The sequence below is a fragment of the Mucilaginibacter metallidurans genome (genome assembly GCF_003286435.2).
Classification (GTDB): domain Bacteria; phylum Bacteroidota; class Bacteroidia; order Sphingobacteriales; family Sphingobacteriaceae; genus Mucilaginibacter; species Mucilaginibacter gossypii.
Map to the genome: position 1 here is coordinate 1,599,366 of NZ_CP043449.1, position 24,597 is coordinate 1,623,962.

Annotated in this window: 27 protein-coding genes; 17 read left to right on the forward strand and 10 right to left on the reverse strand. The window is 41.3% G+C overall.

Annotated features, from left to right (window positions below; translation table 11 throughout):
• Positions 1-140: 140 nt before the first annotated feature.
• Together DIU38_RS07075 and accC are read left to right on the forward strand one after the other, a co-directional pair.
• Positions 141-626 carry a c-type cytochrome gene (locus tag DIU38_RS07075; protein WP_112654448.1) on the forward strand — a complete coding sequence of 162 codons (486 nt, stop codon included), beginning with the start codon at positions 141-143 and terminating at the stop codon, positions 624-626.
• A 595-nt stretch (positions 627-1,221) separates the two neighbouring features.
• Complete coding sequence (gene accC, locus DIU38_RS07080; protein WP_112654330.1) at positions 1,222-2,706, forward strand: acetyl-CoA carboxylase biotin carboxylase subunit; 1,485 nt, start codon at positions 1,222-1,224, stop codon at positions 2,704-2,706.
• On the opposite strand, the gene DIU38_RS07085 is transcribed toward accC, so the two are convergent.
• Positions 2,703-3,164, reverse strand: coding sequence for an NUDIX domain-containing protein (locus tag DIU38_RS07085; protein WP_112654329.1), 462 nt, complete (start codon positions 3,162-3,164; stop codon positions 2,703-2,705). The two genes, accC and DIU38_RS07085, sit on opposite strands and share 4 nt — an antisense overlap.
• A gap of 86 nt (positions 3,165-3,250) precedes the next feature.
• On the opposite strand from DIU38_RS07085, the gene DIU38_RS07090 reads away from it, so the two are divergent.
• Together DIU38_RS07090 and DIU38_RS07095 are read left to right on the forward strand one after the other, a co-directional pair.
• Positions 3,251-3,748 carry an SRPBCC family protein gene (locus tag DIU38_RS07090; protein ID WP_167516101.1) on the forward strand — a complete coding sequence of 166 codons (498 nt, stop codon included), beginning with the start codon at positions 3,251-3,253 and terminating at the stop codon, positions 3,746-3,748.
• Between the two features lie 86 nt (positions 3,749-3,834).
• A complete protein-coding gene (locus tag DIU38_RS07095) occupies positions 3,835-4,419 on the forward strand; it encodes a riboflavin synthase (protein WP_112654327.1) in 585 nt (194 codons plus the stop codon).
• Here the strand turns inward: DIU38_RS07095 and DIU38_RS07100 are convergent.
• A complete protein-coding gene (locus DIU38_RS07100) occupies positions 4,416-5,558 on the reverse strand; it encodes a tetratricopeptide repeat protein (protein ID WP_112654326.1) in 1,143 nt (380 codons plus the stop codon). The two genes, DIU38_RS07095 and DIU38_RS07100, sit on opposite strands and share 4 nt — an antisense overlap.
• A 111-nt stretch (positions 5,559-5,669) precedes the next feature.
• On the opposite strand from DIU38_RS07100, the gene DIU38_RS07105 reads away from it, so the two are divergent.
• A complete protein-coding gene (locus tag DIU38_RS07105; protein WP_090527010.1) occupies positions 5,670-5,957 on the forward strand; it encodes a hypothetical protein in 288 nt (95 codons plus the stop codon).
• A 57-nt stretch (positions 5,958-6,014) separates the two neighbouring features.
• Here DIU38_RS07105 and DIU38_RS34405 read toward each other — a convergent pair whose 3' ends face one another.
• Genes DIU38_RS34405 through hscA form a run of 3 tightly spaced genes read right to left on the reverse strand, consistent with a single transcriptional unit; the run spans position 6,015 to position 9,063 of the window.
• On the reverse strand, positions 6,015-6,146 hold the full coding sequence (locus tag DIU38_RS34405; protein ID WP_262714283.1) for a hypothetical protein: 132 nt from the start codon (positions 6,144-6,146) through the stop codon (positions 6,015-6,017).
• A gap of 30 nt (positions 6,147-6,176) precedes the next feature.
• Positions 6,177-7,169: a hypothetical protein gene (locus DIU38_RS07110; protein WP_112654325.1), complete on the reverse strand. Its 993-nt coding sequence runs from the start codon at positions 7,167-7,169 to the stop codon at positions 6,177-6,179.
• Positions 7,170-7,206: 37 nt separating this feature from the next.
• A complete protein-coding gene (hscA, locus tag DIU38_RS07115; protein ID WP_112654324.1) occupies positions 7,207-9,063 on the reverse strand; it encodes a Fe-S protein assembly chaperone HscA in 1,857 nt (618 codons plus the stop codon).
• A 183-nt stretch (positions 9,064-9,246) separates the two neighbouring features.
• Here hscA and DIU38_RS07120 point away from each other — a divergent pair, with 183 nt between their 5' ends.
• The 5 genes from DIU38_RS07120 (at position 9,247) to DIU38_RS32945 (ending at position 13,933) form a co-directional block, all read left to right on the forward strand.
• A complete protein-coding gene (locus DIU38_RS07120) occupies positions 9,247-10,197 on the forward strand; it encodes an aldo/keto reductase (protein ID WP_112654323.1) in 951 nt (316 codons plus the stop codon).
• A gap of 274 nt (positions 10,198-10,471) precedes the next feature.
• On the forward strand, positions 10,472-12,229 hold the full coding sequence (locus tag DIU38_RS07125; protein ID WP_112654322.1) for an ATP-binding protein: 1,758 nt from the start codon (positions 10,472-10,474) through the stop codon (positions 12,227-12,229).
• A gap of 90 nt (positions 12,230-12,319) precedes the next feature.
• Positions 12,320-13,189 carry a helix-turn-helix transcriptional regulator gene (locus DIU38_RS07130; RefSeq protein WP_149354053.1) on the forward strand — a complete coding sequence of 290 codons (870 nt, stop codon included), beginning with the start codon at positions 12,320-12,322 and terminating at the stop codon, positions 13,187-13,189.
• Positions 13,190-13,207: 18 nt separating this feature from the next.
• Complete coding sequence (locus DIU38_RS07135; RefSeq protein WP_112654320.1) at positions 13,208-13,615, forward strand: DUF983 domain-containing protein; 408 nt, start codon at positions 13,208-13,210, stop codon at positions 13,613-13,615.
• Between the two features lie 165 nt (positions 13,616-13,780).
• Entirely contained in the window at positions 13,781-13,933 is a 153-nt protein-coding gene (locus tag DIU38_RS32945) for a hypothetical protein (protein ID WP_167516102.1), read from the forward strand.
• Positions 13,934-14,007: 74 nt separating this feature from the next.
• Here the strand turns inward: DIU38_RS32945 and DIU38_RS07140 are convergent, their stop codons facing one another.
• Positions 14,008-14,310: a hypothetical protein gene (locus DIU38_RS07140; protein ID WP_146750302.1), complete on the reverse strand. Its 303-nt coding sequence runs from the start codon at positions 14,308-14,310 to the stop codon at positions 14,008-14,010.
• A gap of 384 nt (positions 14,311-14,694) precedes the next feature.
• Between DIU38_RS07140 and DIU38_RS07145 the strand changes: the two genes are divergently transcribed.
• From DIU38_RS07145 to DIU38_RS07175, 7 genes are all read left to right on the forward strand, one after another.
• Positions 14,695-15,768 (forward strand): NHL repeat-containing protein, encoded by a 1,074-nt coding sequence (locus tag DIU38_RS07145; RefSeq protein WP_112654318.1) that lies wholly within the window; start codon positions 14,695-14,697, stop codon positions 15,766-15,768.
• 79 nt (positions 15,769-15,847) lie between these two features.
• The gene (locus DIU38_RS07150; RefSeq protein ID WP_112654317.1) at positions 15,848-16,492 is read left to right on the forward strand and encodes an HAD family hydrolase; all 645 of its coding nucleotides are present in this window, start codon (positions 15,848-15,850) and stop codon (positions 16,490-16,492) included.
• A gap of 229 nt (positions 16,493-16,721) precedes the next feature.
• Positions 16,722-17,696: an ABC transporter substrate-binding protein gene (locus tag DIU38_RS07155; protein ID WP_112654316.1), complete on the forward strand. Its 975-nt coding sequence runs from the start codon at positions 16,722-16,724 to the stop codon at positions 17,694-17,696.
• Positions 17,697-18,566, forward strand: coding sequence for an ABC transporter permease (locus DIU38_RS07160; RefSeq protein ID WP_112654315.1), 870 nt, complete (start codon positions 17,697-17,699; stop codon positions 18,564-18,566).
• Positions 18,563-19,312 carry an ABC transporter ATP-binding protein gene (locus DIU38_RS07165; RefSeq protein WP_112654314.1) on the forward strand — a complete coding sequence of 250 codons (750 nt, stop codon included), beginning with the start codon at positions 18,563-18,565 and terminating at the stop codon, positions 19,310-19,312. Before DIU38_RS07160 ends, DIU38_RS07165 begins: the two co-directional genes overlap by 4 nt.
• Before the next feature lie 34 nt (positions 19,313-19,346).
• The gene (locus DIU38_RS07170; RefSeq protein ID WP_112654313.1) at positions 19,347-19,592 is read left to right on the forward strand and encodes a hypothetical protein; all 246 of its coding nucleotides are present in this window, start codon (positions 19,347-19,349) and stop codon (positions 19,590-19,592) included.
• Positions 19,593-19,934: 342 nt separating this feature from the next.
• A complete protein-coding gene (locus DIU38_RS07175) occupies positions 19,935-20,456 on the forward strand; it encodes a tetratricopeptide repeat protein (RefSeq protein WP_112654312.1) in 522 nt (173 codons plus the stop codon).
• Between the two features lie 328 nt (positions 20,457-20,784).
• Here DIU38_RS07175 and ctlX read toward each other — a convergent pair whose 3' ends face one another.
• From ctlX to DIU38_RS07195, 4 genes are all read right to left on the reverse strand, one after another.
• Positions 20,785-21,702 (reverse strand): citrulline utilization hydrolase CtlX, encoded by a 918-nt coding sequence (ctlX, locus tag DIU38_RS07180; RefSeq protein WP_243770792.1) that lies wholly within the window; start codon positions 21,700-21,702, stop codon positions 20,785-20,787.
• A gap of 98 nt (positions 21,703-21,800) precedes the next feature.
• Positions 21,801-23,246 carry an arginine deiminase family protein gene (locus DIU38_RS07185; RefSeq protein WP_112654310.1) on the reverse strand — a complete coding sequence of 482 codons (1,446 nt, stop codon included), beginning with the start codon at positions 23,244-23,246 and terminating at the stop codon, positions 21,801-21,803.
• Positions 23,247-23,386: 140 nt separating this feature from the next.
• Positions 23,387-23,701: an antibiotic biosynthesis monooxygenase gene (locus DIU38_RS07190; RefSeq protein WP_146750301.1), complete on the reverse strand. Its 315-nt coding sequence runs from the start codon at positions 23,699-23,701 to the stop codon at positions 23,387-23,389.
• 67 nt (positions 23,702-23,768) lie between these two features.
• The gene (locus tag DIU38_RS07195; RefSeq protein ID WP_112654308.1) at positions 23,769-24,542 is read right to left on the reverse strand and encodes a helix-turn-helix transcriptional regulator; all 774 of its coding nucleotides are present in this window, start codon (positions 24,540-24,542) and stop codon (positions 23,769-23,771) included.
• Between the last annotated feature and the right edge of the window lie 55 nt (positions 24,543-24,597).

Sequence of the window (24,597 nt, forward strand, 5' to 3'; positions counted from 1 at the left end):
ATGCGTAGTCCGGCCAGGGTAACTATCGGGAAACATGCTTCTGTAATAATGAAGTTACCGTGAATAATTCAATCATTTGTTTAAAAATGTTGCAACATTAAAACCAATGATTTAATTTAGATGACTTAAACATGACAATTATGCCTGTTAACAAAAAATTATTAGTTACACTCGGTCTGCTATCCATAGTAGTGTTTGGCGCTATGACCACCAATAAACCGCAGGACGAAGGTTTTAAAAACCTTAAAGTTTTGCCTAAAAACATTTCGGGCGAGAACCTGCACAAGGTTATGGAAGAGTGGGAGCATTCATTAGGTGTACATTGTAACTTTTGCCATGCCCGTAATGAAGAAACTAAAAAGATGGATTGGGCAAGCGATGCCAAGCCCGAAAAAGCAATGGCGCGCGATATGTATAAAATGATGAACAAAATTAACCAGAAGTATTTTCATGCCAAAAAAGATTCTTTAGGCATGATTATGCAAAGTGGTGTTAACTGCAATACCTGTCACCGTGGTACAGCTCATCCTGAGGTTATGGTACCTGACGGAAAAGGTCCGGGTGGTCAGCCTGGTCCGCCGCCTGCTGGTCCTGCTCCGGGCAGCCCTGCGCCAACTAAGCCATAATTAACAAGTGTATTAATATAATTAATTGCCTTTGGTAATCCCAGGGGCATTTTTGTTTTATAGTGGTTATTATCAGCTGCGTTTACCTGCAAGTAAAAATTAGGTTAAGGTTTAGGTATTTAACAGTTGAATATTTATCCTTTTTGACAGATAGCTTCAAACTGCGTTCATAAAAAATTCATGCTTGGTAACGATCTTTATACACGATAAGGATTCGTTGGTTTTATTTAGGAATTGCTGGTTGGTTTATGATCAAATTTGCAATGTTGATTTATGAAACCGGGGACTAATTATTGTAACCTTTAATATTATCATAATTAATAAATGACTGCTGAGTTTCGGATTAAGCCACAGGAGCAAGCTAATATATCAACAAATTCCAGCGATTTATTTTGCCGGAATTGCAAAAACCGGTTGAGCCGTATCAAACGGAGCAGCCTTGCCAAATTTTTATTGTTGGGTTTACCCTTTAAAAAATATATCTGTTATAAGTGCTCCCGTAAAACCTACAGGTGGGCCCCCAAATAATATTTCAATCGTTTTATAAGCATTGGGTATATAGTATCTTTTTGCGTAAATCAATTACATTTGTTTTATGCAGAAAATACTGGTTGCCAACCGTGGAGAAATAGCTTTACGAATTATGCGCTCGGCGCGCGAAATGGGTATTAAAACCGTTGCAGTTTACTCACATGCTGATCGGGACGCCCTGCACGTGCGCTATGCCGATGAGGCTGTAAATATCGGGGAAGCTCCATCCAGTCAATCCTATCTTATTGGAGAAAAGATCATAGCTGCATGTAAGCAAACCGGGGCTGAAGGTATCCACCCGGGATATGGGTTTTTGAGCGAAAATGCCGGTTTTGCCAGGCTGGTTAAGGATTCGGGACTTATTCTTATTGGCCCTTCTCCCGAGGCCATGGAAGTAATGGGTAACAAGTTATCGGCCAAAGCTGCGGCACTCAAATATAATATCCCGATGGTACCCGGAACGGAGGAAGCCATTACTGATGTTAACGAAGCTAAAAAACGGGCTATTGAGGTTGGTTTTCCAATATTGATTAAAGCAGCCGCGGGCGGCGGGGGTAAAGGGATGCGCATTGTTGAAGGCCCGGCAGACTTTGAAGAGCAGATGCAATTGGCTGTATCTGAAGCTACCTCAGCTTTTGGCGACGGCTCTGTTTTCATTGAGCGCTATGTATCATCCCCCAAACACATCGAGATCCAGGTACTTGGCGATACGCATGGTAATATCGTGCACCTGTTTGAGCGTGACTGCTCGGTACAGCGCCGCCATCAAAAAGTAGTTGAAGAGGCTCCATCGGCAATATTAACGCCTGAAATCAGGGAAAAGATGGGGCGTTGTGCGGTTGATGTAGCCCGGTCTGTAAATTATACAGGAGCGGGTACGGTTGAGTTTATCATGGATGAAGGGTTGAATTTTTATTTCCTGGAAATGAATACCCGTTTACAGGTTGAGCACCCTGTTACGGAACTGATAACCGGTATTGACCTTGTAAAGGAGCAAATTAAAATTGCAAGGGGCGAGGCTATCAGTTTTAAACAGGAAGATCTGAAGATTCAGGGTCATGCCATTGAACTGCGTGTTTATGCCGAAGATCCGGCCAATAATTTTTTACCGGATATCGGCACGCTGCAAACCTATATAACCCCAAAAGGGCCTGGCGTACGGGTTGACGATGGGTTTGAGCAAGGCATGGAGATTCCCATTTATTACGACCCGATGATAGCCAAGCTCATAACCTTTGCGGATACCCGTGCTGAAGCTATTGAGCGGATGATAAGGGCTATAGATGAATATCAAATCACCGGTATTACTACCACCCTCGGTTTCGGCCGTTTTGTAATGCAGCACGAAGCTTTTACCTCTGGTAATTTTGATACCCATTTTGTAAAAAAATATTTTTCGCCCGAGGTGCTGCGCGAAAGTCGCGAGGATGAAGCTATAGTAGCAGCAATAGTAATGGAACAGATCTTGAGCAAAAAAAGGGTTTCAATTGCAGCCCCGGTGGCAGGGGCTAACTCAAGCAACTGGATCAAGAACAGGAAGCAGATTTAATAATTGGTGATCGCGGCCAGTTCATCTATCAAAGCTGCCTGAGCAGGGTTGATCTTTATTTTTGCTGTCGCCATATCAAACCATTCGGCACGATCAATTTCATCAAAAGTTTGTTTTTTGCCTGAGCGTGGCGGCCATTCTATTTCAAATGTATTGCTTTTGATTTCCTCAGGATCAATACTACCCTCAACAGCCCAGGCCAGTACCGTTTTACCTCCTTTTTGTTTGATAGGGTTCAGCGCTATAAAATTTCCGGTTATCTCATGCCCGGTTTCTTCCTGAAATTCACGTTTTGCTGCCATAAGGGGATCTTCATCGGGAGGATATTCACCCTTGGGTACCGACCATGAGCCCTCATCCTTATTTTTAAAGAACGGTCCGCCCGGATGTACAAGAAATACCTGCAAACCATGAGCTGCCTTTCGGTACAATAAGATCCCTGCGCTTTGCTTTGGCATGTTTAAGATTTAAAGGCAAGTTAATGAAAGCCTTAATTATAATTGTTATTTTTGATACAAACGCCCCAAACCGATATACAATTATTATGGCAGACAATAGATGGAGCAAATTTAAAGTAACTGCTGATGTTGATACGGACGTACGCAGTATGTATGAAGCCTGGGCTACTCCCGAAGGCCTGGAAACCTGGTTTTTGCGTAAGGCCGATTTTTTTGCCATAGCAGGCCGTCAGCGCGAACCGCAGGAGTTTATAAAAAAAGAGGATACTTATACCTGGCATTGGCATGGGTTTGATGATACCATTTCTGAAAACGGACAAGTGCTGGAAGCCAACGGTGCCGATTTCATAAAATTTACTTTTACAGGCGGCAGTATAGTGAGTGTATCTATCACTGCTAAACTGGGCGTTGTTATTGTTGAACTGGTGCAGGAAAACATCCCCGAAGAAGCAGACCCCGAAAAAAACCTTTATGTGCAATGCCAACTTGGCTGGACATTTTATTTGGCCAATCTGAAATCGGTATTGGAGGGTGGCAAAGATCTGCGCAGTAAGCGTAAAGACCTGTTCTCAAGTTTCAAATAATTTCATTTACTGCTGACAAACCATAGTGTAAAATATTTTAGCTTTGAGCCAATCAAAATAGCCCCTTTCAACGGGCCGGGAAGCATATGTTTACAGGAATCATAGAAACTTTAGGGAAGATCACCGATCTGCAGCAGGAAAAAGGCAACCTTAATATTACAGTAGAATCGGCTATATCGCATGAGCTCAAGATCGATCAATCGGTAGCGCACAATGGTGTATGCCTTACTGTGGTGGCTTTAGCCGATGGCTTGCACGTGGTAACCGCGATTGAGGAAACCTTAAATAAAACCAATCTTTCCCAGCTCAAAGTCGGCGACCCGGTAAACCTGGAACGCTGCATGCAAATGAATGCCCGGCTCGATGGCCACATTGTGCAGGGCCATGTTGACCAGGTGGCTGTTTGCACCGCGTTTAAAGAACTTGACGGCAGTTGGGAATATACCTTTGAATATGATGCAGCAAGCGGCAATGTAACCGTAGAAAAAGGATCTATCTGTGTAAATGGTATCAGCCTAACCGTGGTTAATTCGCATGCCAATAGTTTTTCTGTAGCTATTATTCCGTATACATTTGAGCATACCAACCTGCACAATGTGCAAGTTGGCAGCCAGGTTAACCTTGAGTTCGATATCATAGGCAAATACGTTGCCCGCTTAATGCATCGCTAAATCCCTAATGATTTAATGCGCTCCCTGGAGTACGCTATATAAGTTTTTTGTGACTCTTTTGGCTTGCTTGCCAGGTACTTTTTATAGTACTTAATAGCTGTTGCCTTATTCTTCAGTTCGGTATCATACAGGGTTGCAAGGGCATAATAGGTAATAGGGTCCGGTTTATAAAGCAAGCTTTTCTGGTAAGCTTGAACTGCATTTCTAAGCTGGTGTAGCCTGTCGTATGAATCACCTTTTTCACTGTAATAGGAGCTCACCCCTGTAGATATGCCCTCTTCAATGGCCTTATCCAGGTAAGTTATCGCTTTTGAGTTATTGTGCAGGGCTTTGTAGCTCATGGCCGTATAATAATATGAAGCTTCGGTGCCGGTATTGCCGTCCTCCAATGTTTTGAAAGTTTTAATACAATCCGGATAGTTGCCGGTCATGTAATAAGAAGTGGCCAGCATGGATACAATGCTGCCGGCCTGCTCGCCCGCATCCATCAGTTTTTTAGTAATAGCAATAGTTACCGGATATTTTTTTAATGCATACGAAGTCTGGGCTTTCCCCTTCAGCAGCAGCAGGTTTGCTGTATCGGCAGCTAAAGCTTTGTCAATTATATTTTCGGCATTGCCATATAGCTTAATGCTGATATAAAAAGACGAAAGGTCATACGCCACATCAGGGTTAAGTGGATTGATCTTATTGGCTTTTTGCAGATATACGATGCTCCCCTCTATATCGCCTAAATTTTGCGACAGGTCTGCCAGTTGCTTATACACATCAAAGTTGGTGGTATCTTTCAACAGGATCTTCTTTACAAACACGATCGCTTTTTTATTATTACCGCGCCTTTTAATGATCTCACTCATGTTATACAAGTTAGTTAGGTTGGTGGTATCAGTAGCGTAAATACGTTGATAATAGTTTTCAGCATCGGGCAGGCGGGAGGCCATTTTGGAAGTATAGGCCAGTTTAGCCAATACTTTTATGTCGGTAACAGGCTCGGGATATATTTTTTTGAGGTAATCTGCTGCATCGGCAAAACGCTGGTTTTGATAATAATCAAGCAGTAGCGAATCATTAACGGTTTGCTGAGCGTGTAGTTGCAATACTGATAAGGTAAGGATTAGGGTTATAAATAGGTTTTTCATAACTAAGTATTTAGTTAAACTAAGTTATTAGTTATAGGTGTTAATTCCAAATCTGAAACAATTTTTTATTGGTGTGGTTAAAATGTAAAGTGATACTTAAAACCACACATTATGGATAAGTTAAAGAAATTTGGACTGATGGAAAAAATTGTCCATGAACTGGAAGACTTGAAAAACAGCCAGCAGGCTATTATTGCTAAGTTAACTAAAATAGAAGTTGATAATATCGAACTTGGTGATAAACGCCTTGAAAAAGATCTGCCCGATATGCACCAGCGCGTATCCGAAAACCTGGATACTATTGCAGCTATCCTTGAGGATTTTGCTAATCAGACTGAAAACTTTAGCAATAGCAATAATATAGCCGCCCTGAAAGAGCAGGAAGCATTAGGAAAATAAGTTATAAAAAGAAAATCCCCGTTCCCGGGATTTTCTTTTTTCCTTTCAAAATTCAAGTCAACGATTTTCTCTTCTCATTTGAAACAGATTTTCAACCTCTTCGTGTTTGACAAAATCTCCCATCGCAATATCTTCGTCGGCAAGGTCTAATTGCTCATTATAATCCATTTCCTCTATCTCATCTTTCATTATACCAATGTAGTAAATATAAGTTTATCATTATTGATACTGAATATAAATAGGAGCGGGCTTTAAGCTCAATATTTCTTTAGGCGTCAGCATCCTGTGTGGTTCGTTCTTTAAGTCGTTTTTATAAAAAAGCTTAAAGCCGGTAAATTGAACGGGTTCTTCGGAAATGAAATATTTATAAGTTCCCTTTTTTAGTTCCGGGCCGCCCCAACCGTCCATATCCATAACTACCTGTACTTCGGGACGTAATTTAATATCCTTGTAGTTGGTTACCATGCGTTTGGTAAAGCGGTGTACAACAAATATTTTAGGTGGGAGGTCATTCTTTTTTGCCAACTTGGCCAAATAGCCGGTTACGTAGTTAATATCATCGGCGTCAAAGGTGCCTATACGTTTGCCGGGCACACTACCTTCTTTCATGGAAAATTCCGGGTCGATACCTAAATGAACGTTTGGCATCTTCATATATTTCTCCAATAAAGGCAATTCGGTTTGTACAGTACTGAAGCCAACCTGGATATCTAAAAACACAAGCGCATTGATGCTTTTTGCCCAACTGATCACGGTATCTATCTGGCTAAAAGGCATCCGCAGATTATGCAAACCGTTACGCCCGGCATCGGCCTGGGCCGTTACGCAGATATAGTGTAAGGCCGGTACCACGTTGGTAGCTGTATCTGCCTTTTCCCAGTTTTTAACCTCTTCCTTTAATTTATTGAGCATGGTTTTGCGTGGGTATTGGCCCAGCACGCCCATGTTTTTTGAATAGAGGTTACCATAAAACGCTACAATGCGGTTAAATGGTAAAATAGCTCCAGGGAGCGGATATTCTTTGGTTTTTACCGGCCAGCGACCACTTTTATCGCCGTTGGCCAGCTTTTTCATCAGCGAATCGTACTGTAAAGTATCCAGCATGGATGGCCTTGCCGAAGTATCGCGGAAATGTTTGCGGGTTGTAGAACAGGCCGTATTAGCAACGGCAATAAAAATAAACAGGGCTAAAGCAGAAATTGTCCTTTTCAAATTTTAAGATTTTGGGGTTGATCAGCAATTTCTATGCCTATTCTATACTCTTGCCTCTCATAGCTGTGCTTATAGCCTGATCCATCAAACGTTCGGCAAATGGCCTGGTAAACTCATTTAGTTCGTCAATGGTTTTCAATATCAGGTCTTTATCACCGCTGGTCAGGGCTTCTTTTAATTTCTGAACAAGTTTGGTAGTATCGGCAATTTCTGTAATAGAAACATAATCGGCATTTTTTTGAAGGAAGCGTTCAACGGTATATACCATTTGCTCTCCTTCGGTACGTGCTTCAATAAGCATACGCTGGCTTACATCGTCTTTAGCGTGGGTAATGCTGTCCATCAGCATTTGTTCTACCTGTTCGTCGGTAATGCCATAGGTTGGTTTTACTTCAACCTCCTGCTTTACGCCCGAACGTAGCTCGATGGCCTGTATGGTTAGGATCCCATCGGCATTCAACAAAAAGTTAATATCAACTTTAGGGAAACCTGCAGGCATGGAAGGGATGCCTTTTAAATCAAATTCGGCCAGTTTACGGTTTTCTTTGATCAGGTCGCGCTCACCCTGGTAAACGGCAATTTTCATGTTTACCTGTCCGTCTATCGATGTAGTGTATTGCCTGCCGCCTTTGGTTGGCACTTTAGAATTTCGGGGGATGATCACATCCATCAGGCCGCCCATGGTTTCAATGCCTAAGGATAGGGGGGTAACATCTAATAGTAAAATATCTTTACGGTTTCCTGCTAAAATATCGGCCTGTATGGCGGCGCCCAAGGCAACTACTTCATCAGGGTTCACATCATCATGCACCGGGCGACCAAAAAACTCAGCAACCATACGTTTAACCAATGCCGTGCGGGTTGAGCCGCCAACCATAACCACTTCATCAATCTGATCGATAGTTAGTTTAGCATCCTTAAGTGCGTTTTGGCAACTGGTGATGGTTTGCTGTACTTTGGGCAGTATTAGCTGCTCAAAAGTGATGCGGTCAAGCGTACACCAGATATCGCCTATTTTATCATTAACCAGGCTTTGGTGGGCGAAGGCTTTTTTTGCTTCTTCGGCTTTTAAGCGTAATTGCTGGGCCAGCTCAGTATTTGCAAGGACTTCGGCTTTATTAAGCTGGTTTTTCTCAATCCAGTAATCAACAATAATGCGGTCAAAATCATCGCCGCCTAAAAAGGTATCGCCATTGGTAGATAGTACCTCAAAAATGCCGTTTTGTATTTGCAATATGGACACATCAAAGGTGCCGCCGCCAAGATCATAAACCGCTATGGTTTTTGTTTCTTCGGGGTTGAGGCCTATCCCATAAGCCAAACTTGCGGCAGTAGGTTCGTTAACTATCCGTAGCACATCAAGCCCTGCAAGTTTACCGGCATCACGGGTGGCCTGGCGCTGCGAATCATTAAAATATGCCGGAACAGTGATCACAGCACGGTTAACCGGGGTTTTAAGGGCATGCTCGGCACGGGCCTTAAGTTCTTTCAATATCTGGGCCGATAGCTCAATAGGGGTGTAAAATTTATCACCTACCTTGATCTTTACCAGGCTTTCGGTATCATCATCAATTACTTTATAGCTAAAAAAGTCTTTGTAGTTTTCAATATCGTGGTAACTGCGGCCCAGCAAACGTTTAACCGAAAATATGGTGTTTTGCGGATCGGTTATCAGGAACTCTTTTGCCTCGTTACCTACCAGCACGTCGCCTGCATCACCAAAATGAACTACAGAGGGCACCAATACACCTTTGCCTGCATCATTAATTACCTGCGGGTTTTTATCAGGGTTGATGAATGCTACCAGCGAGTTAGTGGTACCCAGATCGATGCCTACAATGATCTCTTCTTTTTGCAATGAGCCTGTTGCCAGGTTGATAGAAACTTTAGCCATTATATTAAGTTAACAAAGCGCAAATGTACTTAGTTTTGGCTGAGGATATGTCTTCTCAATCTCTAATTTGTTAAGTTTTGTGCGTTTTGTAACATCATTGCAGATTGAGCCTTTATTTCATTATGCTGACAAACAAATACGCTTAACACCGCTTTATCCCTGTAATACCCTAAATAAATTATTATGGAAAATCGTGAATTAGGAGCATCCGGTATATCAACAGCGCCATTGGTTTTTGGCGGCAATGTGTTTGGGTGGACTGTTAAAGGTAAAGATACAGCCTTTTTATTGGATGCATTTGTAGATGCCGGTTTTAACACTATCGATACCGCTGATGTTTACTCGCGCTGGGTTGAGGGCAATAAAGGCGGCGAATCGGAAACCGAAATTGGTAACTGGCTTAGGCAAAGCGGCAAACGCGATAAAGTAGTTATAGCCACTAAAGTAGGCGCCGAAATGGATTCGGGCAGTAAAGGGCTTAAAAAGGATTACATTATTAAATCGGCCGAGGCTTCATTAAAGCGCTTGCAAACTGATTATATTGATTTATATCAAACCCATTACGATGACCCTTCAACCCCGGTTGAAGAAACCCTGCGTGCTTATGATCAACTGATGCAGGACGGTAAGGTGAGGGCTATAGGGACTTCCAATATGTCTGTCGAACGGTTGCATGAGTCGCTCAAAACGAGTATTGAAAGAGGCCTGGTAGCATATCAAACGCTTCAGCCCGAATATAACCTGTTCGACAGGGAAAAATATGAAACTACTTACGAGCCTTTCATTAAAGAGCAAAACCTTGGGGTGATCAGTTATTTTTCGTTGGCCAGCGGTTTTTTAAGCGGTAAATACCGTTCGGAAGCCGACCTGAAGGGAAGCAGCCGCGCCGGTATGGTCAAAAAATATCTTAACCCAAGAGGCTACAGAATATTAAAAGCCCTGGATGACCTCGCCGGGCAGTATCAAACCAGTCAGTCGGCAATTGCACTGGCGTGGTTAATTGCAAGGCCTGGTATTACAGCACCCATTGTTAGTGCCACCAGTTTGGAGCAACTCAATGATCTTTTTGAATCAGCCACTTTGAAATTAAATAATGAAGCAATTGAGATGCTGAATATCGCCAGCGCTTATTAAATATTAATTTATATTTAACTATATATAGCAGCGGGCTTTTCAAATGAAGGTCGCGCTGTTGTTTTTAATCATCTGATTAATATTTTAAATGCTGATTTTGAATTGCTTAATAATTATATTGTTTTTTTAATTTAATTATTAAACAATAATAACATGTTTTTTATCTTTTTAAACACTAAAGTTTTAAATATTTCCTGAAAAATAGTTTATTTACTAAACCGAACTCCCTGTTTTTGAGTATAAAGAGTTCTCTCTAATTAATTTTTTATTTTAAATGGAAAAGCTTAAGCGGATTATTGGCTACGGGATGCCTGATTTGTCGCTGGAGAACAAGCTGTTTAATGTGCTCTCATTATTCATTTGTACCAGCAGCATTTTTTCGCTGGTCTGCAATTTGTTTTTAGGTTTAAGCTATAAACTTGAGCTTGTCGAGCTTTTTGTAATCCTGATGTCGGGCTGGGCTTTTTACAGGAGCAGGTTTGTTAAGTATAAAGAGGATGTAACCGTCATTTACATTTGCTTAGGGCTGTTTGCAATTATTCCGGGCTGGTTTTACAATGGCGGTATCTCCGGATCAACAACGCTTTCGGGAGTCTTTTTTATTGTACTTATAACACTGCTTGTAAAAAAGCGATATCATTATATTTTTATCGGCGCGCTGATAGCTATATTTTTAGGATGCTACTTTATCGAAAAACATTTTCCTGGTTTAGTACAGCCTTATGATAGTACGGCATCAAAAGAATCTGACCTCATCACATCGGCTGTAGTAAACATATTGACTGTTGGGCTGCTGGTAGGTTTTATTAAAAAAAGCCACGAAACCGATAAGCGCGACCTGATTCGTAAGGGTGAAGAGTTACAGGCTTCTCAAATTGAACTTTCGGCCTCACGTGACCAGGCTGAAGCTGCCACGTTTGCCAAATCGAACTTTCTGGCCAATATGAGCCACGAAATTCGCACACCACTTAACGGTATCATCGGTACCGCCCAATTGCTATCACGTACTAATTTACAGCCCGAGCAGCAGGAACTGCTTCAAACTTTACAATCGAGCAGTAATTTATTGATTAACATCATCAGTGATATTCTTGATATTTCAAAAATCGAAGCAGATAAACTGGTCCTTCACCCGGTTTCAACGCATTTGCGTAACTGCATAAAAACAGTTATTGAAATTACTGAACCGGCCATTACATCCCTTCACAAACCCCTAAGCTTAACCTATGATGTTGATGCTAATGTGGCAAACTATGTAATAGCAGATGAGGGCAGGCTTCAGCAAATCCTGGTTAATTTGATCGGAAATGCCATTAAGTTTACCGACGAAGGTTCGGTAAGTTTACGCGTCACAGCATCTGAGATCAGGAACAACGTCCAGGACATAACCTTTAGCATCAAAGATGACGGGATTGGCATAAGTGAAGAGGCATTAGCACAGTTATTTAAACCATTTACACAGGTAAATACTACTGCTTTGCGCAAATATGGCGGTACGGGGCTGGGCTTATCCATTTGCAAAAAACTTGTGGAGATGATGCACGGCAGAATCTGGGTAGAAAGTAAGGAAGCCCAGGGCTCATTGTTTAGCTTTATCTTGCCTTTACATGTTACCTATGGCATTATTGAACCGGAGATGCAACCGGATGAAAAGGAAGCTTTTCAGTACCGGCCGTTACGCATTTTATTAGCCGAGGATAATAAAATGAACCAGTTAATAGCCAGTAAGATTTTTAAAAAGGTTGGTTATAATATTGATATTGCCGAAAATGGACTGGCTGCGGTAAATATGGTTGAGCAGTGTAACTACGATCTGATATTCATGGACATTCAAATGCCCGAAATGGATGGTTTACAGGCTACCCGCCATATATTAACAAAGCATGGTAAAGGCGCTCCGCCTATTATTGCCATGACAGCCAACGTGCTTAGCGAAAATGAGCGTGAATGCACCCAGGCCGGTATGAAAGATTTTGTAAGTAAACCTTTTACTTTTGAACGGCTGGAAGATATCATCCAAAAATGGACGTGATTTATCAAAAAATTGTCGATCGTTGATTAGTACCATACAAAATAAAAATAGTACCATTAAGGGCAAAGCTATTGTGTGTAGTTTTGTGTCATGTTACAAAGTATTCCCACAATTGATATTTGCACACTTGCGGATGATATTAAACAGGATGACATCCTGATCAGCAGGTTTGCGTCTTATTTGGATGCTCATAAAAACCTTTTCTTCCCGCACCGCCACTCGTTTTACCACCTGGTATTGTTTACTGATGGAGGAGGATCACATACCATTGACTTTGAAAGCTTTGAGGTAAGGCCGGGGCAGATTTACTTTATGATTCCCGGGCAGGTGCATTCATGGGCTTTTGAAGGTTTTACTGACGGTTATATTATCAATTTCTCAAGCTCGTTTATCCAGTCGTTTTTATTACGCTCAGGCTACTTTGACAATTTTAACTTTTTGAACGGCAATCCAAGGGATGAGGTGGTTGACTTACCTGCCAACCAGTTACCCGAAATCATTACCCTTTTTGAAAGGATTGTATCTGAAGTTGAAAAGCCTGCAGTTTTGGGTAGCGATATGGTAAGGGTGCTTATGCTTCAGCTTTTCATTCTGATAAATCGTTGCCAGGGCAAAGGCGATAGCTTTGGCAAACAGGGCTATAATCAAACGCTGATCCGTAACTTTCAGAAGCTGATTGAACAGCATTATATCGATGTAAAGCTCCCTAAAGATTATGCAGAACTGCTTTATATTACCCCCAATCATTTAAACGCGGTATGTAAAGATGTGCTTGGCCTGTCGGCAGGAGAGGTGATCCGTAACAGAACTTTGCTTGAAGCAAAAAGGCTATTGACCAATCCGCGACTTAATATAAGTGAGATAGCTTTTAACCTAAATTTTAGTGATAACTCCTATTTTACCAAGTTCTTTAAAAAAATTGAGGGCATTACCCCGAAGAATTCAGAAAAAAAACCTTAAACAATAAATCATAACGTTATGGAAACCCCTAAATATAAATTATCCGCCTGGTCTGCCTTTGTAAACGCCAAATGTCCGCGTTGCAGGCGCGGCGACCTGTTTGCTACCGGTATGTATGAATTTAAAGGACAGGAGATGCATAAAACATGTTCACACTGCGGCCTGGTGTATGAGCGTGAACCCGGTTATTTTTATGTAGCCATGTTTGCCAGTTATGCGCTTAACGTTGCTGAGATGGTTACATTGGCAGTTGCTATCAGCGTTTTAACAGGCAGCAGTAACCCCTGGTTGTATGTAACTGTTATTTTAGGAGTAGCGGTAGTTTTAGCGCCATTTAATTTCAGGTATTCAAGGGTGATGCTTTTGCACTGGCTTACACCGGGCTTACATTATCATCCGGAGATGAGCGAGGATAAAACGAAATAATTTAATTGACTGAAATACATACAGATGCCCTTGATTAAAAAATTAAGGGCATTTTCATTTAAACCAAAATCCGCCGCTACAGTCATAATAATAACAAGCTTGATTTATATAAATTAAATAAGTATTTGAAATTAAGCTGTTTATAATTACTTAAAATCTATTATCATGAAAGCGAAACTTAAATCACTGAAAGCCGATCTATATAATGTATTTGTAGTTGGGAATGCCGATGACAGACAATTGGCAAAAGCATATTTTTTGTTGGCTATTCCTTTATTCGCGATATTTTTTGGCCTGGGTTCATTTCCCAAATTCTGATCATAAAAAAACAGTCGGAGCGTTCTGCGGCGACTGTTTACAACTGTTCCTAACTAACTAACTATTAAACTAAATTATTTTTCTATTGGGTTAAGGCCCAGGTAATTTGCGGCAATAAATAAATTGTTATTGATTTTGTGCCAGGCCTGGTGGTTGCCGCTCGTATACCGGTTTAAAACATCATGGTAATAAGAATCCGAGAATGTGAGCCGGGTGTTTGTTTCTGAATTATACAATGAATCTTTGCCAAAGTAGATGCCGCTGCGTTGCGCAGGTTTATCGATTTTTTTTTCGGGTGTTGAGGAAAACATATTGGCACAAGCTACCAAAATGAGAGACGCCGCAACCAAAACAAGAAAATGGTAGAATAATTTCATAAGCAAGGTATAAGTTTTTAAAAGATGCCTCCGGATGTTCAGAAACATATTATGCTCCAAAAATAACCAACGCTTTATAAAAAATAATCAGGGATTTCACCGTTTTGCGTACGTAGTTTTACGCATTTTTTAATAGATACAGATGAATAGTTAAATGTAGAAAGAAAATTTGATATAACGTTATAAGATCGATAAAAAAAATTAAACTTTTTACGCTGTTACAAACAGCAGTTTATCTTCGTAATCTTGTTTAAAAGATGAATAAATTTTCAGTTGTGATATTAGTGTTTAATCAGGTTAGCTTTTCCTGATTTTAATTCATTTGGCTCACTACATTTGTCTACAATAAAACCAATTAAGAGGTCATCGATCTAAAACTACATTATGAAAAAAACTCAATTAGCCTTTTTTAAAGTGACCATATCATGCCTAATAGTTCTACTTGCTGTTTCCGCATGCTCAAAAAAAAATAATGATAACGCTCCCCAGGCGCTAAAGGTTGTAGTAAGCACATTTGCAGGCAATATAAATCCGGGCAAAGCTGATGGCACCGGAACGACAGCGTCTTTTAACAGGCCCAGCGGTATGATCACAGATGCAGCAGGCAATATCTATGTAGCTGATGCTGGCAATAACCTGATCCGTAAAATAACCCCGGCTGGTGTAGTTACTACTTTTGCTGGGAGTGGTGCGCAGGGAGACACTGACGGTATTGGTACCGCTGCCAGTTTTAACAATCCTCAGGATATAACACTGGATGGGAACGGTAACTTATATGTAGCCGAAAGTACAGGTAAAGTGGTCAGGAAAATAACTTCGGCAGGTGCTGTTACTACATTGGCGGGGGGAGGGGCGAACGGGGTTGATGGTGCAGGCACAGCTGCAGGCTTCAGTGCGCCAACCGGAATAGCGGTAGATGGAAGTGGAAATTTATTTGTTGCCGATGTTTATAAGATCCGTAAAATAACTCCGGCCGGTGTTGTAACTACGTTTGCAGGTTCGGGTGTAAGTGGCTCAGCAAATGGAACAGGAACTGCAGCAAGTTTTTCACAGGTTACAGGTATTGTAATTGGTTTGTCGGGTAACCTCTACGTAACAGATTTGGGCAATAACATGATTAGGAAGATTACTTCTGATGGCGTTGTTTCGACATTGGCCGGTAACGGAATCAAAGGCTCAGTAGATGGTGCTGGTAATACTGCTACTTTTAACGCACCTGTAAGTATAACCGCCGACAATCAGGGTAACATTTATGTAGGGGATTCAGACCATCTTATCAGGGCTGTTGATACTTTTGGACAGGTTACCACAGTTGCGGGTACAGGTTTTTCGGGATTGGCCGATGGAGAGGGTTCTAAGGCAAGTTTCTCAGTTCCTTATGGCCTGTCTGTAGGAGTAGGGAAGGTTTATGTGGCTGATACTTTTAATAATATGATAAGGGTACTTACAGCTCAATAACTCCATATTTCTTTACTTCCTAAATTAACATCAATCTGATAGCCGGCAGGAATAAAAAACTTTTACTTTTGCCGGCGATATGAATGATTCGCTTAAAAATAAATACGACAGCATAATTTTTGACCTTGACGGTACACTTTGGGATAGCACTGCAAACGTAGCTCTTGCTTGGCAGGCAGCTATAAGCAAGGTTGATTATATTAAAGAGGAAATGACGCAGGAACGTGTGCGTTCCATCACCGGAATGACCTACGATGCCATTTTTGATAAATTATTCCCGGAACTAAATATTGAGCAACGTAAAGAAGTACAATCGCTTTGTGCTGTAAGTGAGCTGGAAATATTACATACCAAAGGAGGGGAGCTGTACCCCGGGTTAGAAGAAACGCTTAAATATCTTGCCGCAAACTATAAGCTTTATATTGTAAGCAATTGCCAAAACGGTTATATCGAACTGTTTTTGGATCTGAACCAATTGCATGGCCATTTTCTTGGACACCAGTGTTTCGGCACAAAAGGAAACCCTAAGGCCGATAATATCAAAGATGTGGTTAATGATCATCAATTGAAAGCCCCGGTTTACGTAGGTGATACCATGGGCGATTATAATGCCGCCAAACAAGCCGGTGTACCTTTTATTTTTGCAAATTATGGTTTTGGCGTTGTGCCTGATGGCATGGTAGCAACCATCAGTAATTTTGCCGGGCTTAAAGATCTGCTTTAAACTTATTGTGTTTTAATCATATTAGGGTTGAATAGTTGTTAAGCTCGTTGCCTGGAAAGGTAATGCGGTAAATTATTATACATAATTAAACGACTTTGTAATTGGCTTGCCGGTTTGGCTTTGTGTGTTCTGCTTTAAGCTTTCGTATAATGATAATCTTATTGTAAAACAATTTTCGGGTTTTGCCATTGTACTTTCAGCTTTACGGCTAAAAAGTTAATTTAGTAAAATGAAGTTTATCAAATATCTGCCGGTAGCTATAGTGCTTGTTTTTTTCGTATCCTGTAAACCCAAAACTAAATCAATGCAGGTGCCTGTAGTTGGTTTTGTTGATGCTTTTGAAGATGCCACCATATCACAGGCCCGCAAAGGTTTTACTGATGCCTTGAACAAAAATGGTTTCAGCGAAGATAAGAAAACCGTTCAGATTGAATACAGCAATGCCCAGGGCGATATCCCAACGCTTACGCAAATTGTTAACCACTTTGTTACTGATAGTGTAAACCTGCTGGCAACATGTACAACATTATCAACAGTAACAGCGCTTCAAAAAACAAAACATATCCCCGTTTTCGCCATGGTATCCCCAACTGCCGAACGCATGAAGGTAGTTGATGCAAGCGGGAAAGCACCCGCCAACCTTTTTGGTGCGGTAGAAGAGCTAAATTATATCGATACTTCGTTTAGCATTATTCCCAAACTGCTTAAGCCCAAAGGAGCAAAGCTTGTAATCGGGATGATCTATAATCAATCGGAGCCGCAATCGGCCGATGCCTTAAACCGTATTAAATCATTGGCCGCAGGGCTAAACGTTGATATTGTAGCACTTCCGTTAAATACCTCGGCCGATGCGCAGCTGGTTACGCAGTCGCTATTGGGCAAAAACATCGACGCTTTTTTTGCCAATCCGGACAATACCGTTTTTGCATCTTTTGAAACTATCCTTAAAAATTGTAATCAAAAAAACATCCCGATTTTTACAAGCGAAGCAGGTTTGGTACAGCGTGGAGCCGTCGCTGCTTTTGGGGCTGATATTTATCAATGGGGGTACCAGGCCGGCGAGCAGGCTGCCCAATTTCTTAAAACTCATAAAACCGATGGCCTGCAACCCGAAATGGTAAAGGTCAGAAAGAGGGTATATAACCCGGCTGCTGCTAAAAAATACAATATTACCATTCCGCCAAATTTTGAGCCTGTAAAATAAATGGATTTTTACCTTACCGCTTTACTGCAGGGCCTATGCTTTTCGGCCATAGCGCTGGGGATTTATATATCCATGAAAATCTTCAATATTCCGGATATCACAACCGATGGAAGTTATACACTGGGTGGCGTGGTTACGGCAGTATTGCTGACCAATCATCAGCCTGCCTATGTTATTTTACCTGCTGTGATTTTGGCAGGCGCAGCAGCGGGGGCGCTTACCGGTATTATTCATACCAAGTTAAAGATCAATGCACTGCTGTCCGGCATCCTGGTCATGACGGCGCTTTACTCGGTTAACCTTACTATTTTAGGCCGCTCAAATTTACCGCTCATCAATTTGCCTTCGTTATTTACTATAGTAAGTGTTGTGAGCGACCCTAATCAAAATACATTCTGGATCCTTGCCATTTTTGTTATCGTGATCACTTTTCTGATCGGCTACCTGCTCAAAACCGATTTTGGCATAGCCATGCGGGCTACAGGTAACAGTGAATCCATGATCCGTTCATTAGGCGTAAATACCGACAGGATGAAAATTACCGGGCTGGCACTGGCCAATGCGCTCACGGCTTTGAGCGGTTACCTGGTAGCCCAGTTCCAGGGTTTTGCAGATATCAGCATGGGGATTGGGATTGTGATAGTAGGGTTAGGATCGGTGATCATTGCCGAAACATTAATTAACTGGTTTAAGCTTACCTCGGTATGGTTAAGCCTGGTATTGGTATTAGCAGGGGCAGTGATATTTCAGCTGGTTTTGGCGTTTACACTCTCAGTTGGTGTCGACCCTAAATTACTTAAAATAGTTACCGCCGGTTTTGTGCTGGTAATTGTAAGCCTGCCGCGTTTATCCTTATTAAGATCATCATGATAACGATAACCGACGTACATAAAACATTTAATAAAGGTAAAGCCAACCAGGTAAACGCGGTTAATGGCATTACACTGGAGATCAAAGACGGTGAGTTTTTGGTGATAGTTGGTTCGAATGGCTCAGGCAAGACCACCTTGCTTAATTTAATTGCCGGCAGCGTATCGCCCGATAATGGTACTATAAGTATCGACGGTAACGATGTAACCAACATGCCTGATTACAAACGCAGCCGGTGGATTGCAAGGGTATTTCAAAACCCATTGAGTGGCACTGCGCCAGATTTGAGCATATTAGATAATTTCCGGCTGGCATCTATCCGCACAAAAAGAAAAGGTTTATCCGTTGGGGTAAATGATACTTTTAAAAAACAGGTTCGGGAAAAAGTAGCCGGCCTTGGCATGGGTTTGCAGGATAAGATAGATCAGCCGATGGGTACTTTATCGGGCGGGCAGCGGCAGGCGCTTACCCTGCTGATGAGTGTGATGGATAGTTGTAAAGTTTTATTGCTTGACGAACCTACCGCCGCCCTCGACCCACGCTCGGCCGACGTGGTAATGCGGACAGCTGATACACTGATCCGCGAATTTAATTTAACGGCGGTATTCATTACGCATAATTTGAAGGATGCTTTTAATTATGGCACACGAATAATACAAATGGGCGAAGGGTTGATTATTAATGATTTATCGGGTACGGACAAAGCTTCTTTAAAACAAAACGATTTGTTCGACTGGTTTGCATAAAAATTGGCAAAGTAATTGTATAGCTACCTGTACTATGAAAAACAATAATTTTGAAACCATATCCGACGCTTACCAGTTAGTAAGCGGTGCGAAAATAAAAGGCAAAAAGCACGACGAAATATTTGAACTTGGCGCATATGATGCCCTTAAACGCGGCTATGTACTTTATCCGCTTGAACATGGCATTAAGTTTGATGATTTCAGCATAATGATCTCTGAAAAAGAATTAAAAAACAACTTCCTGATTGAGGCAGTTAAACAAAATGAAATAGCAGCTTAATTTCAAGCTGCTATTTTTTTACGTTGCTTTTTCAAGTCATATAAAGGCAATAAACCTCATGCACAGGGCATTGAGCTGTGCATGAACACTTCCTCTCTTGCTTTTCTCGTTCAATAATTGTAGGTTTGCATTAATAAAGTACAAACCGATGCTATTTAATAAATCAATCTGCTCAACAATAATGTGGCCCATGGTGCCGCAGCAGAAGGGTTTTGTGTCGATAATTCTCTTCTCTACTCCGGTGTAGTGCTTTTGAAGCACCCGAACCGATCCTGCATTTACCACATTAGTATAACATTAAGCCTTACATAAACGTAAGCTTAACTGAATTTGAAATTTTATATGGACAATTATTATTCAATAGAAGAAAAATACCTACAGGCTGTTGATGAACTATCGTTCGGTGAAACACCTAAAGGCCTAAACATATTAAACCAGATCATTACAGATGAGCCTTTTTTTGCAAGGGCACATTACCAGTTAGGGATGATCTACTATTACAAGATCCAGGATTACCAAACCGCAGGTTATCATTTTAAAACCTGTATGGAGCTGGAGCCATCTTTTCCGGATAATTACACCCATTATCTTGACCTGGTAGTATACCTGGGAATGGATAAGCTGGTTTCAACCATTTCGGCCCAGGCTTTAACCACACCGGGAGTGAACAAGGCCCGCACCTTTGAGCTGCTTGGCTTGTTTTATGAAAAACAAAAGGACTGGAATAAATCCTTAGGTTATTACCAGGAAGCCTTTATGGAAGTGACTGAAAAAGACGAGCGTAAAGACATTGAAGATAGTTTTAAACGCGTACGCTCAAAAATGAAGCAAAAACAGGCTTATACCTATTTCATTACCGAATAAACCTGAATAGCTGTTCAAGTGGATACTTAACGAATAAGCCCCTAATAAAGGGGCTTATTCGTTGGTAAAAAAATCATAATTAATAACGTATGTTTAAAGATAAGCTATTGTCGTAAGTTGCTGTTATACAATAAAGACACAATTTTTGTGAAAAATGTGCAGAGGCTATAAATTGCATTGTAATAATTAAATTGTCCTCTTTATATCTTAATCACGATTTAGCCATGCCTAAATATTTAGTGAAGCAATTGTTATTACTCGCAGTTATAGCTGTGATTGTTTTCCTCTTCAAGTATCTGATAGCGTTGTACGCTGTTAACAGATGAATTTAAATAGCCGGTAAATGCACCTCAGCCATCATACATCTTGCACTGCCGCCGCCATTAGTTTCAATGGTATTGATATCAGTATAAACCAGCTTTCCATACTGTTGTAAAGCGGAACGCTGTGCTTCACTCAAAGCGCTGAAAGCGTTTTGCGACATCACGATCAACGTTTCGCCCGCTTTGTTTTTCACTTCAAGCATATTACCGGCAAACTGGTTCATCTGCTCAAAAGTGATTTCAATAATTTCTTTGTGCGAGGATTTCAATGAATCTATAACAGTTATCCTTTCATGTGGGTTGGGGATGCTATCCAAACAGATTACTGCAAATTCAGTTCCAATGCACATCAGTACATTGGTATGGTAAATGGCTTTCCCTTTTTCATCAACGGCCTCAAAACTGATCGGTTGATAACCAGCTTGTTCACAGAAATAGTTAAGCACCTCTTTATCTGTACGGGGCGAGAGGCAGGCGTAAGCTATTTTATTATCCCTGTCAAGCACCATACTGCCGGTGCCTTCTAAAAAGCGGTGCTCATGCTCAAAACGGCTCAGGTCAATTACATGCGCTACTTTAAATTTATCCTCCAAATCGGTTATGATATCTTCCCTGCGCTCAAGCCTGCGGTTTTCGGCCTGCATAGGGTAAAGGAAAACGCCACCGTCATTATGAAACGATACCCAGTTATTCGGAAATATCGAATCGGGCGTGTAGGGTTGAGGTGTATCATCTATAACAGTAACATTCACACCATTATGGCGCAAAATGTTGACCATTCCGTTAAACTCAGTCAAAGCTTTTTCCTGTACACCATTTTTTTCGGCATTAGCGTTTTGAAAAGCGTTACTTGCTGCAGTTTCTTCATTAAACCCGAAATTAACCGGGCGGATCATTAATATATGTGATGTTGATTGACTCATTCCTTATTTGTCATTATTTCATTAGGTCATTGAGTCACTTTTGATTGCAATAAATCATGCTCAGCATTGACTTAATGACCAAATGACTCGATGATAACTTAAATTACACCATCCCTCAATACCGGCATGCTCATGCAATGGAAACCACCGCGGGCACGAGAAAGTTCGGCTGATGGCATTAATATCAGCGTATCGGTTAAACTATGCGGATCAAGTTCATTATTCTCAAATTTTTGAAGCAATTCGGCTACCCGGATCACATTAAAGCCACCTTCTTTAAAAGCCTCTACAGTTTTATCATTCCGATCATATCCAACAACAACGCCTTCTTTTAGGGCAAGCAGATTGCAGGAGTCCGTCCACTGTTCACGGGCATCAAAGGGGAAGGTGTTGTTGCCCGAGTAAATAAACTTGGTTTTTACGCCGCTTTTGAGGTCGTTCTCGCTGATGTCAGAAAGCAGGTCCTCAATACAACCAAATAGCCTCGGTTTTTTATCTTTTTCAAACTGTACAATTTCCGCCCGTTCTTTTTGTTTTTTATCGGCAAACCATGATATCGGCTCCCGTTCTTCAATAGGGGCTTCGGCCACCGCAAGTGAGCGGAGCAACACCCAGGTATCGCGTTTTACCTGCGTAAAAACAGTGTCGATATGCATATAATCACGCTTGTTTGGAATTTTTACGATGGTTACCTTCTTAACTACATCATGTTCAAATAACAGCCTGATAGCTTCATTAGCCCCGCTGACAGATGTCCGCTCGCTGCAGCCAATCACTAAATGATCAGGACTTACCATCATCACATCGCCGCCTTCTAAAGTTGTGCGGCCTTCCGCGTCTTCGCCCGGGCGTAAAAAATGCTGCGCGGTTTCAGGAATCTCCAAAATATTATCGCGATAAGCTTCAAACAGCGGATGATTGAAAAATATGTAACGCATCAGCAAAGTTTCGCGGAAACGGGCTTTCTTTGCCGGCTTATTGAGCAGCATATGATTATTCACTGCTATACCCAGATCCCTCGAAAAAATAAGATTGGGGATAGGGGCAAAGATCATTTCTTCGGTTGTTAACGAGCCCGAAATAAAGATCTTGGCCAGTTCAACCGGGGCGGTATCGGTAAGCTGCTGTTGTAAACGGTAATTGCAGCTTTCAACCGCGCATACAGAAGCTACCAGTTTTTTACGGATATCCGGCTGTTGTAAAATATCAGCCAGCAGGGTTTGGATCTCGATAACCTTATCTGAAGAATGGAAGCCAGCATTATCAGGTTTAAAAAACGAACGGCGCGTACTTTCATCATCAATTTGATGCAGCCTGCCTTTTATTTTATCTGGGTCAAGAAAATAGAGCAACAGCTTTACGTAGTAATCATATTCATTCCTGCGTACCGTATCCAGATGAATTATATCTTCAAAAAGCCAGTCCTGCGCCTTTGAAGGCACAACTTTGCCTAAACCGCTATCCGGACTATGAATAAGCAATGTGCGGAGTGTGCCAATTTCGGAGGTTACATCTATTTTAAAATCGGAGTTGGTTATTGTCATAAAACTATAATCGTAACACAAATCTATCAGAAATTAAATTACAAAACGGGCTTACCCGGCAAAATTAGGCCGGGTAATATTTGCCTGTTCTTTTAATTCAATATAAAACGTTTTATGTGTCGATTATATGTTGCTGCTTTCTAATCGGCAATCTCCCGGTAAGTGTTCCTTTCCATGCTTACGTTTAGCCTTTGCAACATAGCCTTCATATCAAAGCCCTGTTGCTGATATAGCTGCTGCACTGCCTCTTTAGCTTTTTGTAAAACATCTTCGTTTTGCCAAATGGCGGTTGTAATGCAAATGAGGTTGCCTTGGTCATCATAGCGCTCAAAGGCACGGTCTTCAATAAATCCGTCGAGCTTTTTTATAAAGTCGCGGTTGACTTTCATACGTCCTTTAAATTCCTGTTGAGCTGTTGCGGGAACAATAAATTGATCTATAAATATCTGTTTCATGATAATCCTTGTTTTTGTTCCAAAATTCAGCACAATCAACGCCCAATACTTGTAAAAAATCATTGATTTACCAGGCCCTTGGTATTTTGAAGAAATCGGTAGGGTTTAACCCTGTAAACAGTTTAAATTCCTTGTTGAAATGCGGCTGGTCAAAGTACCCGGCTTCTAAAGCTACCTGGCTGAGCGAACCGTTTTTAGGTTTACTATCAACTATCGACCTGATCTTAATAATATTGGAAAACTGCTTTGGCGAAGTACCAACCACTCGTCTGAAGCGTTTTTCAAATGCATCCTGGCTTATATAATGAGTATCGGCAAGGTCCTTAATTTTGATCATGCCCTTTGATAAGCGGATCTTTTGCAGGGCAGATATGATCAACTGGTCCTGTTTGTAGTTTTCAATATGTTTAAGCAGAAATTGTTCGGTGATGATTACCCGTTGCTGATTATTGGCAGCTTCTGCCAGTTGTTCTTCAATTAAGGATAATTCACACAGGTCAATAAAGTTATCAAGCGGCAGAGTTGTTTCAAACAATTCATGAAGCGGATTTTTGAAAAACGCTGTCGCGCCGGCTGCTTTAAATAAAACCAGCATATTGCCCGTGCCTGATGCGTAATTAATTAGCCTGGGCGATTTTTTTAAGCCGGTGATCAAAGAAGAGGGAAGCTTACCGCTATGTGCCTCGGTAATATCGCTAATCTTGCCACCGTACCTGAATGCCATTACCAGCGATGTATCGGGCAAAATACGATTGACCAGATCATTTGCAGTCACGATAAAAACGTATTGCCGTATAAAAGGCTTTAGTATTTCGCCGGGCGTAAAGCGTTCAATATGCATTTAACTAAGATACACAATTTGTTAATCAGAAAATTCCCGCCCGGCACGGCTCAAG